This is a genomic window from Streptomyces javensis, from assembly GCF_039525925.1.
GTDB lineage: Bacteria > Actinomycetota > Actinomycetes > Streptomycetales > Streptomycetaceae > Streptomyces > Streptomyces asiaticus.
Genome location: NZ_BAAAIF010000081.1, coordinates 33,927 through 43,620, shown reverse-complemented (window position 1 = coordinate 43,620; position 9,694 = coordinate 33,927). Strand labels below are relative to the sequence as shown.

Genomic DNA, 9,694 nt, shown 5'->3' with positions numbered 1-9,694 from the left:
CCCGCTGGAACAACTCCCACAACTCATCCGGCACCAGCCGCTCGACAATCCCCACCCCGGCAGGTTATCGAACACGCCAAATGAGATGGCCTGTTAGATTCAACCGGTCAAGGCAACACTCTCGGCTGGTGTGCGACGTTCTGCCGGCGCAGTTGCTTGAGCTTCTCGCGCTCCACGCTGGTCAGCTCACCCGCCCCGCCCTCACCGCGGTCGATCCGGTCACGCTTGACCCAGCCGCGCAGGCTCTCCGGACTCACGCCCAGATCCCGCGCGACCTCCGTGATCGTCTTGCTGGAGGAGCGGGCCAACGCTATCGCGTCCCGCTTGAACTCCTCCGAATACCGCTTCGAGTACTGACTACCCACCTGGCACTACTTCCTCTGGAACCTCAGGTTCCAGTCTCCAGGTGTCCACTCACAAGGGGAGGCTTCAAGTCGTCCATGGATTGCAGGGCACGCAGACTTCGCTCAATCTCCCACAGCGGGGCCGGGCGTTGCGCCATCGTCACCCGTCGCAGGTCGTCGCTGGTGAAATGGATGCGCACAGTCATACCAGCCCTCCTGTCCAGCTATTCGAAGCAGATCGAATCGGTAGCCCTGCCGAAGCATCACGACAACAGTGGAGCCAGCACAAGCCGTTACCCAGTCCGATGGGGAGCACAGACTCAATTCGCTGCACGGCGCCGGACACCCGGCCCGGGCAACTCGCCTGCTGCCACCCCGCGCTTTGCAGGAAGAGCGGAAATTGAACCGCCCTGGTTCCCATACAACTCTGCTGACCTGCGGTTTTCGGTCAGTCCCCGAGTACCGCAGTGCCTTGGAGTTTTTTGTTGCATGCCGTGGAACGAGGGTGCGCAACAACGCGTCGGCCCGAAAACCTGGTACTGGCCAGCGCCGGACAGCTTCACGGGGGTCGGCGCCGGCCATCGGATCATGTCCCGCATCCGGCCCCGACGCCTGTCTCGCTCAGGCATCCGGCCGTCTTTCACTGGAGGTAAGCATGTCGTTGATCTCCCGCGCCGCAACGTTCACCGGCGCGGCCCTGCTCAGTGGCGGCCTGATCGCCGCCGCCCCGGCAGCCACCGCCGCCCCAGCCGCGGCTCCGGCGGCCACCAGCGCTTCGCCGGCCGCCTACGGTTGTACCCCCGTCACCTCCCATCCCACCATCTCGCGGGGCTCCGCCGGCCCGGCTGTGAGGGAGGCTCAGTGCCTGCTGGTGCACTGGGGCTACAGTGGTTACCTCGGCAACCCCCCGGTCGACGGCGACTTCGGCACCCACACCTACAACGCGGTGGTGGCGTTCCAGAAGGGCACGAACAGTGAGTTCCATTGCGGCTACGCGGTCGACGGCATCGTAGGCCCAGACACCTGGCACGCGCTGACGCACCCCGGGTGCTGACAGCTCCCGGGGGACGACGATGGGCACACGCAAGCGCGTCTTGCTCCTCAGCGCGGCCGTGGCGCTCGCCGGTTGTCTCGCCGTCGTCCCGGCGATCGCCACCACCAGTCCGGCCACAGTCCACCCGGCTTACTCGTGCGGGTACTACAACGGGGACGGGCCAGTGCGGGCGGGCGGCACGTACCCGGATAAACGAGTGGTCGAGGTCCAGTGCCTGATCAATGAGAACACCAGCTGGACTAGCTACAACCCGCCGCTTCCCGTGAACGGCATCGCCGACCGTGCCACTGTCAGAGCGCTCATAACCGTGCAGAATCACGCAGGGCTCGCGTCCGACGGCATCGTCGGCCCGGAGACCTGGCACGCGCTGCGGACGGGGGTGTGGTGGTGAGCCGCCCATAGAAAATCCGTGAAAAGCAAGGCGGCCTGTCCTTTGCCCGTGGTGGAGGACAGGCCGCAATCCTACGAGCAGCTGCCCGCCCGGGTTGCCACCGTCGCGGCGAAGGTACCGCACGGAGCAGCGGCTCCAGGTCGTCGTCCGCGCGTCGCGTCACATTCCCGTCGGCCGTGCCGTCGTACCGCTTCGACGTCCTCGCGCAGCTACGTCAGCGCGGCCGCCATGGGCGTTGCCTTGACGGTCCTCACGGTGACGACTGTGCCTGCACAGAGATGACCGAATGGGACGCCTCGGCGAGGACGGTGGCCGTGAATACGCGCGGGACCGGTTCGCAGCTGATCTGCGGTCGGCGGAAGAAGCACGTGCGGCCATCGAGAAGGCGGTCGCGGTCAGTCTCTCCGCACCGCCGAAGGCTTCAGTGGCCGCTGCTGCGGCCCCATCTACTCTTACGGTCCGCTGGCAGTCGGCTTCAGTGGCCTCGACGCTCCTGGGGATTCCGGGTGTCATCTCGACAGACACGCGGACCGTTCAAGCACAGGGAACTCTGCCTAGCTTTTATCGGCTGTTCGGGGTGTGGATGGAGCAATGCTCATGACCTGTGGATCGACTTCGGGCGTACGCGAAGGGCGTACCTTCCCGAGTGATCGACTTCTGGTCATCGAGTAGGCCGACGTTGCACCGTCGGTCGGGAAGGCACGCCCGTGCTGAGCGTAGTGAATGCCGATGGAACGACCGAGACCGGCTCCTTGATCGACGACATCGTCCGCGAGGGCGCGAGACGGATGCTGGCCGCCGCCCTGGAAGCTGAAGCCAACGCCTATCTATCCGAGTTGACTGACCAGCGCGATGAGCGCGGGCGCCGCCTGGTGGTCCGCAACGGCTACCACCAGCCGAGGGAGGTCACGACCGCGGCCGGGGTGGTCGAGGTGAAGGCCCCGCGGGTGAACGACAAGCGCGTCGACGAGGCGACCGGCGAGCGGATGCGGTTCTCCTCGAAGATCCTGCCGCCGTGGTGCCGCAAGTCCCCGAAGATCAGCGAGGTGCTGCCCCTGCTCTACCTGCATGGCCTGTCCTCCGGCGACTTTGTGCCCGCGCTGGAGCAGTTCCTCGGCTCGGCGGCCGGCCTGTCCCCGGCCACCATCACCCGGCTCACCACGCAGTGGCAGGCTGATCACACCGCGTTCAGCGAGCGTGACCTGTCCGGCAGCGACTACGTCTATGTTTGGGCCGACGGCATCCACCTGCGCATACGCCTGCACGATGCGAAGTCGTGCGTGCTCGTGCTGATGGGCGTGCGTGCGGACGGCACCAAGGAGCTGATCGCCATGAGTGGCGGCTACCGCGAATCAGCCGACTCCTGGGCGGATCTGCTGCGCGACTGCGCTCGGCGCGGGATGCGTGCTCCCGTCCTCGCGGTCGGCGATGGGGCGCTCGGCTTCTGGAAGGCCCTGGCCCAGGTGTTTCCCGAGGCCCGCCACCAGAGGTGCTGGGTTCACAAGATCGCCAACGTCGCGAACGCTCTGCCGAAGTCCGCCCAGCCCGGAGCGAAGAAGGCCCTGGAGGACATCTACAACGCAGAAGACCGCGACCACGCCCTCCAGGCCGTCGCCGCGTTCGCCAAGACCTACGGGGCGAAGTTCCCCAAGGCCGTCAAGAAGATCACCGACGACACGGACGAACTGCTCGCGTTCTACGACTTTCCCGCCGAGCACTGGATCCACCTGCGCACCACGAATCCCATCGAGTCCACCTTCGCCACCGTCCGGCTCCGCACGAAGGTCACCCGGGGCGCCGGCAGTGCGGCTGCTGCGCTCGCCATGGTCTTCAAGCTCGTGGAGTCCGCCCAACAGCGGTGGCGGGCCGTGAACGCACCCCACCTCGTCGCTCTCGTCCGCGCCGGAGCCCGATTCGAACGCGGACACCTCGTCGAACGCCCCGAAGCTCAGGCAGCCTGAACTGCCCCCGTTGGTCCATAGGATTTGAACTATTACTCGCGCTACGCTGCTGTGTCGTGCAAAAGACGCGCCTCGACACTGCTCGGATCCGGGCGGCCCGCCGGGTAATCGACCCGGTTTTCCTCGACACTCCGCTGTACTGCTGCGAGGCGCTTGAGCCCGGCCTCGGGTGCACGGTGAGCATCAAGCTCGAAACGGCGAACCCGGTGCGCAGCTTCAAGGCTCGCGGCACCGAGCTAGTCGCGAGCCTGCTCGCCGAGAATGGCTCGCGAGACGTGGTGTGCGCCAGCGCGGGCAATCTTGGCCAGGCCCTCGCTTGGTCCGGTCGCGGCCGGGGGCTTGAGGTGACTGTCGTGGCGTCCCGCTTTGCGACTGTGGCCAAGCTTGACCGCATCCGCGCGTTGGGCGCCAGGCTGGAGCTGGTGGACGGCGACCACGAGTTGGCGCGCGAGCGGGCGGCGGCCATCGCGCGGTACGACGGCATCCGGCTGGTCGAGGACAGCCTGGACATCGAGACCTGGGAGGGCGCGGCGACCATCGGCCTGGAACTGGTGAACACGGTGCCGTCGTTCGACGCCGTCCTGATTGCTCTCGGCGGCGGGGCGCTGGCCACCGGTGTGGGGCATGTGGTGAAGGCATTGGCGCCCGAAGTCGAGGTGATCTGCGTCCAGCCGCTGGGCGCACCGGCGATGACCCACTCGTGGCGCGGGCGGCGCGTCGTCACCACCGACTCGACCAACACCATCGCTGACGGCGTCGCCGGCCGGCGTCCCATCCCGGCTGTCCTGGACGACCTCCTCCTGGTCGCTGACGACGCCGTCCTGGTCCAGGAGGCGTCGATCACCGCCGGTATGCGGATGCTCCTCGACCACGCCGGCCTCGTCGTCGAACCGTCGGCCGCGCTCGGCATCGCAGCGATCCTCGAAGACCGCGACCGCTTCGCCGGCCGACACGTAGTCACCATCGTGTGCGGCAGCAACGTCGACGTAGACACCTATCACCACTGGGTCGGTGCGGCTCCCATCCACAGGTCTTGACAATTGCTCGTGTGGATGAGGGTGGCAGCGTCCCTGACCAACCAACCACCGTACTGCTGACCGTCACGGGCAACACCTGGGTGGACATCGGGTCTCGCTCTACGGTGGCTGCATGGGCAGGGACGGAGCGCCTCGGCTGAAGCTGACCGTGATCACGGATGACGCTTCCGGGCCGCGGTTGTGCCGGGGATGCGGTGGTCCGCTGATGCCGTCGGCGAAGTCGACGGCGGTGTTCTGCGAGGACGCGTGCCGTTCGCGGCACTGGCGGCGGATGCGGCGGGCAAAGGCTCGGACGGAGGCGGTGAAGGCCGGCGTGACGGCTTCGTGTCCGCAGTGCGGGGCGGTGTGGACGGTCGGTGTCGACCGCCTGGTCTCCGCGGTCTACTGCTCTTCCGCCTGCCGCAAACGGGCCTGGCACACACGGCGTGCGCAGTTCGGCGGGGTGTGAGCCTTGGTGCCGGTGGGGGCTGCTTCGGGCGCCGGGGCCGTACGCCTTTCTCTGCCGGGCGAGGCGGTCGGATGGTGCGAAGTGGCGGGTTTCCAGGGCGAATTGACGGCACGCGAGGGTGTTGTCCCCGGGGCTCGTGGGGGTGGTGTCCGGATGACCGGGATGGTCGGCAGTGTGACCCGGCAGCGCTACGACGAGTTGGTCAAGCTGGGGCGGGACTGGGTCGAGACGATGAGCGGCGTCCAGTGGCAGCTCGGGGACGCCGGCCTGGAGATCGAGCCGATGCGCTCCTACGGAGGCGCGAACCCGTCGGGGAGCGAGGAGTTGTTCACGGTCAGCGAGGCGATCCGGATGTTCGCCGAGGACGTCGGCCCTGGCCTATTCGACGGTCCGGGACTACCGGTGGGTGGCCTCGCGCTGGCCGAAGGAACGCTGGCGGACGGGAGTCTCCCACACCATCCACAAGATCCTCGCCTCCATCCCCGATGAGCAGGAACGCTTCGAGGCGGTCGACAACCCCCCGTCCAACCCGCGCGGCGGGCCCGCGCGCTGGACGCACGACAGCGCGAAGCGGATCATCGGCTGGAAGGTCGAAACCCCCGAGAGCGTGCAGGAGAAGGTGGACGCGATCCATGATCTGGCCGCCGACGACCAGGTGGCCGCGCGGGTGGCCACCGACTTCCTGCGCCGCCCGGCGGTCGCCTCGAAGGCGATGGCCGACGACATGGCCAGACATGCCGTGAACGAGGCGCAGTCCGACCAGTTCCGCCAGCAGGTCCAGTACGGGCAGGAGGAAGCCGCCCCGCAACTGGACCAGCTGCGGCGCATGGAGCACAACACCCAGTTCATGGATTTGGTCGCGGTCTGCACGCAGTTCACCGTCACCGCCGGAAGGATCGTGCCGAACCTGCGCGGTGAGCCCTACGACGACGCAGAACGCGAGACGATCCTGCGGGGCCTTGCACGGGTGCGGGCGTCGGCGGACTGGATCGAGAACGCGGTCACCCGCGGCGAGGCCGACCTGGACGAGCAGCTTCAGAAGCTGCTGAAGGGCTCGGGCGAGTAGCGATGGGGCGGGGCGTTCCCGCTCACGTCCACGCCGAAGCCATCCTGTCCGCCCTGCTGGAGGCCCGTCCCGCCGGCCTAACGATCGTCCAGCTGATGGCGGCCACCGAGCGCACCCGCGCGCAGGTCCACACCGGGCTCGCGCACCTGCGCCAGGTCGCCGCCGCGAAGGGACTTCCGCCGGTGACCTGGGACAAGACGTGAGGCTACCGGATGTTGGATGACGCGCCGGAGGTCTGGATCGGCTACGAGCGGGCGTTCTTCGAGTCGGTCCACCACCGGGTGGAGAACTTCATCGCTGGCATTCTCCTACCGCACCAGAGGAAGAAGCCCGACGACTGTGGCGTCGCGGGGTACGGACAGCGCAGCAAGCCGGGTTGACCGCTTTGCCGACCACGAGCCCTCGGCGAGATCACGATGCGAGAACGTCTCCGGCAACCGCCCCGATGGACAGGCCGACAACCCCGCCCACAACTGCCCGCGCCTCCGCCGGGCGCTGCGCCAAAGGTCGCAGCTCACCCCCATGGTCAGTGGACCCGAAGGAGGACGACATCGTTCCGTACGTCCCGACCCCGGCCCAAGTGAGTGAGGAGGAAGGTGGAGCAAGGCGTACGTCAGGATGCATGCCGCTGCGCTCGGCCTTCTCCGTCCGGCCGGGGGGCCGGACCACCGCCCCGGACTGAATCAGCCGAGGGCGAGCAAGCCGAGCGCGGACGACTCGAACGGCGACTGTCCGCCCGGGCCGGCGGAATTATGCTGAGAACCGCTCGGCGTATCCCCGGTGAGCGGGTGTGGGTGTGGCTTCGATACCGAACAGATCGAAGAGCGTGTCCCGGATGACCTCCATGGCGTCGATGATCGACGTGCACAGGGCGATGGCCTGCAGCACAGCCCCGGGTGGCAGGGCGTCGTCCTTGCCTTGTTCCAGTCGTCGGCGGATGTGGCGTGTGCTGTCCCACACCGCGAGCGTGAGATGCGCGGCCCGGGTGCCGTTCAGACCGCGATCGTTGGAGGAGGCGGCTGTGGCCAGGCGTTTGTGCAGGTAGCCGATCCGTGCCTTGAGCTGGGTGTGCAGCAGGTAGGTCATGCCGGAGAGGGTGAACTGGCCGAGGAGCTCGGTCAGCACTTCGTGGTCACGGTGGGCGGTGGCCATCAGTTCAGCGAGGGTGGAGTGCTGGCTGTCCGGTGTGCCTGAGGTCTCGGTGTCGCCTGGCTCGGCGATGGCCTCGATATCACCGTGGATGTGCAGGCCACGAAAAGGGGCGTACATATCGGGCGGGCTGGCCAGCGGGACATCATCGTCCGGGACCGCGTGCCAGTGCACCAAGCCCGCGCCGCGCGTGGCGTCGAGGCTTTCGGTCACGGATTGCAGTACACCGGCGTCGGCCTGGGCGAGAAGTGCGTCTAGCGCCGCGTCGGACGAGTCGAAGTGGGTCACTGCGCTCCTCCGGGAGCTCCTGGAGCCAGACCCAGCGCTTCCTTGAGCAGGGCGCGGGCGAGGTTCTGCCGGACCGCTGGAGGCCGCATCTCCAGCGCTTCCGCGTTCTCGTTGCTCGAGAAACCGTCCAAATGCCAGGCGATCACCTGCCGCTGCCTCATCGGCAGCTGGCCAGAGCCTCGTACACCTGCGTCTCTTCATCTTTGAGTACCACCTTCTCTAAGGGGCAGGAAAATGCCGGCCGGTCCGGCACCTCGTCTGTCAGCTCCTCCTGCGGGCGAGGAGCCTGACGCAGGTACTGGCGAAAGGCCACCTTGCGCAGCCAAGCCGCCGGGCACGTGAGCAGATGACAGACCCGGAACGCCTCTATGTAGGCGCCTTGGGCCGCGTCGGCAGCCTCGTACGGGGTGGCTCCGTACCGCATGACGAACCGGATCAGGCCCGCCATGTTCTCCTCGTAGTGGGCAGCGAAGCCGGCGCGGATCACTTCGTTACGAGCGGCCGGGACGGACGACTTGCGTTGACTTGGGAAATGCACCGGGAGCGTAGAAGTAGAGGCCCTGAGATGAGGCTTATCCACGAGCCCCCCGCCGACACCCCGACCCGGACCCGAACGCAGACCCCGACCCCGTCGTGCTGCTCGGTCAGCGTGCTGCCCGGCGGCAGCGTCCGCACACGCTCGCTGATGGCCTGCTCCCGCAGCCGGGCCAGGCGCGCCCGGTCACAGTTGCCGATCCACACGTACAGCAGGCGCGCGACACACGCCGTTCCCACAGCTGTCGCGACCGCGATCTCCATGCGGCTCCTCACATCGCTCTGCGGCGGTAACTCCTCGTACCGCCATCGACGTATAGAAGTGCACAGAGGATCGCGATGTGTGACATGCGGCTTGAGAGAAAGTTGTTTGTCCTGGTGGGGCATGAAGCCCGGCCGCTCTGCCCCACAGGAAGGTGATGGTCAGGAGTCCCTGGCTCTGCCTTTCGCTGTCGGCGGCGAAAAGGAGCACCGATGCGCCTCCTCCGCTCTGAACTACCCGGTCTGTCGCGCTGTCCCGGTCTTGGCCGGGACAGCGCGACTCGCCCCCCTCGGGCGGCTCCCCTGATCGCGGGATGCGCGGTTGCCGGATGGTCCTATCGTGGCTCGTCCATGCTTGAGTGCACGGTTCCCCCAACACGACGGCAGTGATCAGCCTCCGCCGCCGACACTCCGCTGTGCTGTGCGATCGGTCCCGGGGGCCGGCCGGGCCAGCCGTTGGCGGAGCCAGGAGCGTCTCCGAACCCCCGTGTGGGAGACGTACGGGCCCGGTGGACGGCACCCGGGTATACAGCGTGAACGGCAGCGGTCTGAGCCAGGCACCGACGCATCGGAAGCACGTCTTCGGGCCCAGTTGGGCCAGGCTCGATTCACGGTGCCCCGCCAGTCGGTGACCGCAGTCCTAGAGGCTGTTGGCGTACCGCTTGAACGCGTCCTTGGTCCCCGACCCCGCGATCCCGTCGATGTCACCGGTGTAGCGGTAGTACTTCTTCAGCCAGCGCTGCAACGCCTTCACCGTGTTGCTTCCGACGATTCCGTCGATCTCATCGTTATAGTCCCAGTACTTCTTGAGGAAGTGCTGCATCGCCTTCCAGCTGTCGGTGCCAAGCAGCCCGTCGATGTCGCCGGTGTAGCCCCAGTTGTCCCTCAACCCAACCTGATGCTTCTTCGCCTGCGCGGTGCTCAGTCCGAGGTTGTTCACCGCGAACGGAACGGCGGCCTGGGAGCTCGCGGCCGTCTTCGCAGCCGGCGTGGGTGCTGCGAGGCTGACGCTGGCGCCCGCCAGGCTCCCCGCGGCGATTCCGGCGACAGCGGTGAGACTGACGAGTGTCCTCGTCACAACATTCGGTCGCATGCGTTTTCTCTCTTTCCGGTTCGTGGTGCGGCGCCTGATGCGGTTGGCCGCGGGATAAGCCTTCTGGG

15 protein-coding genes are annotated in these 9,694 nt (G+C 67.3%); 10 read left to right on the top strand and 5 right to left on the bottom strand.

Annotated elements, in window-relative coordinates; all coding sequences use genetic code 11:
* Positions 1 to 107: 107 nt before the first annotated feature.
* Positions 108 to 365, bottom strand: coding sequence for a transposase (locus ABD329_RS41310; protein WP_198280205.1), 258 nt, complete (start codon positions 363 to 365; stop codon positions 108 to 110).
* Positions 366 to 999: 634 nt separating this feature from the next.
* Here ABD329_RS41310 and ABD329_RS41305 point away from each other — a divergent pair.
* The 10 genes from ABD329_RS41305 (at position 1,000) to ABD329_RS41260 (ending at position 6,681) form a co-directional block, all read left to right on the top strand.
* Positions 1,000 to 1,398 (top strand): peptidoglycan-binding domain-containing protein, encoded by a 399-nt coding sequence (locus tag ABD329_RS41305; RefSeq protein ID WP_198280204.1) that lies wholly within the window; start codon positions 1,000 to 1,002, stop codon positions 1,396 to 1,398.
* A 19-nt stretch (positions 1,399 to 1,417) separates the two neighbouring features.
* Entirely contained in the window at positions 1,418 to 1,789 is a 372-nt protein-coding gene (locus ABD329_RS41300; RefSeq protein ID WP_198280203.1) for a peptidoglycan-binding domain-containing protein, read from the top strand.
* A 286-nt stretch (positions 1,790 to 2,075) separates the two neighbouring features.
* The gene (locus ABD329_RS41295; protein WP_306420182.1) at positions 2,076 to 2,390 is read left to right on the top strand and encodes a M55 family metallopeptidase; all 315 of its coding nucleotides are present in this window, start codon (positions 2,076 to 2,078) and stop codon (positions 2,388 to 2,390) included.
* A gap of 106 nt (positions 2,391 to 2,496) precedes the next feature.
* The gene (locus ABD329_RS41290; RefSeq protein ID WP_198280202.1) at positions 2,497 to 3,750 is read left to right on the top strand and encodes an IS256 family transposase; all 1,254 of its coding nucleotides are present in this window, start codon (positions 2,497 to 2,499) and stop codon (positions 3,748 to 3,750) included.
* A gap of 56 nt (positions 3,751 to 3,806) precedes the next feature.
* Positions 3,807 to 4,787, top strand: coding sequence for a threonine ammonia-lyase (locus ABD329_RS41285; protein WP_198280201.1), 981 nt, complete (start codon positions 3,807 to 3,809; stop codon positions 4,785 to 4,787).
* 112 nt (positions 4,788 to 4,899) lie between these two features.
* Positions 4,900 to 5,235: a zinc finger MYND domain-containing protein gene (locus ABD329_RS41280; protein ID WP_198280200.1), complete on the top strand. Its 336-nt coding sequence runs from the start codon at positions 4,900 to 4,902 to the stop codon at positions 5,233 to 5,235.
* 153 nt (positions 5,236 to 5,388) lie between these two features.
* Entirely contained in the window at positions 5,389 to 5,724 is a 336-nt protein-coding gene (locus ABD329_RS41275; RefSeq protein WP_246618899.1) for a hypothetical protein, read from the top strand.
* Positions 5,642 to 6,301: a DUF6192 family protein gene (locus tag ABD329_RS41270; RefSeq protein WP_309142872.1), complete on the top strand. Its 660-nt coding sequence runs from the start codon at positions 5,642 to 5,644 to the stop codon at positions 6,299 to 6,301. Before ABD329_RS41275 ends, ABD329_RS41270 begins: the two co-directional genes overlap by 83 nt.
* 2 nt (positions 6,302 to 6,303) lie before the next feature.
* The gene (locus tag ABD329_RS41265; RefSeq protein ID WP_198280199.1) at positions 6,304 to 6,504 is read left to right on the top strand and encodes a hypothetical protein; all 201 of its coding nucleotides are present in this window, start codon (positions 6,304 to 6,306) and stop codon (positions 6,502 to 6,504) included.
* A gap of 9 nt (positions 6,505 to 6,513) precedes the next feature.
* Entirely contained in the window at positions 6,514 to 6,681 is a 168-nt protein-coding gene (locus ABD329_RS41260; protein ID WP_198280198.1) for a hypothetical protein, read from the top strand.
* Positions 6,682 to 7,051: 370 nt separating this feature from the next.
* On the opposite strand, the gene ABD329_RS41255 is transcribed toward ABD329_RS41260, so the two are convergent.
* The 4 genes from ABD329_RS41255 to ABD329_RS41240 all read right to left on the bottom strand — a co-directional run bounded on the left by ABD329_RS41255 (position 7,052) and on the right by ABD329_RS41240 (position 9,626).
* Positions 7,052 to 7,738, bottom strand: coding sequence for a hypothetical protein (locus ABD329_RS41255; RefSeq protein ID WP_198280197.1), 687 nt, complete (start codon positions 7,736 to 7,738; stop codon positions 7,052 to 7,054).
* Positions 7,735 to 7,899 carry a sigma-70 RNA polymerase sigma factor region 4 domain-containing protein gene (locus tag ABD329_RS41250; RefSeq protein WP_246618898.1) on the bottom strand — a complete coding sequence of 55 codons (165 nt, stop codon included), beginning with the start codon at positions 7,897 to 7,899 and terminating at the stop codon, positions 7,735 to 7,737. The genes ABD329_RS41255 and ABD329_RS41250 overlap by 4 nt, the downstream gene beginning before the upstream one ends.
* Positions 7,896 to 8,276, bottom strand: coding sequence for a sigma-70 RNA polymerase sigma factor region 4 domain-containing protein (locus ABD329_RS41245; protein ID WP_344317759.1), 381 nt, complete (start codon positions 8,274 to 8,276; stop codon positions 7,896 to 7,898). Before ABD329_RS41245 ends, ABD329_RS41250 begins: the two co-directional genes overlap by 4 nt.
* An 897-nt stretch (positions 8,277 to 9,173) precedes the next feature.
* Positions 9,174 to 9,626: a peptidoglycan-binding domain-containing protein gene (locus tag ABD329_RS41240; RefSeq protein WP_198279200.1), complete on the bottom strand. Its 453-nt coding sequence runs from the start codon at positions 9,624 to 9,626 to the stop codon at positions 9,174 to 9,176.
* Between the last annotated feature and the right edge of the window lie 68 nt (positions 9,627 to 9,694).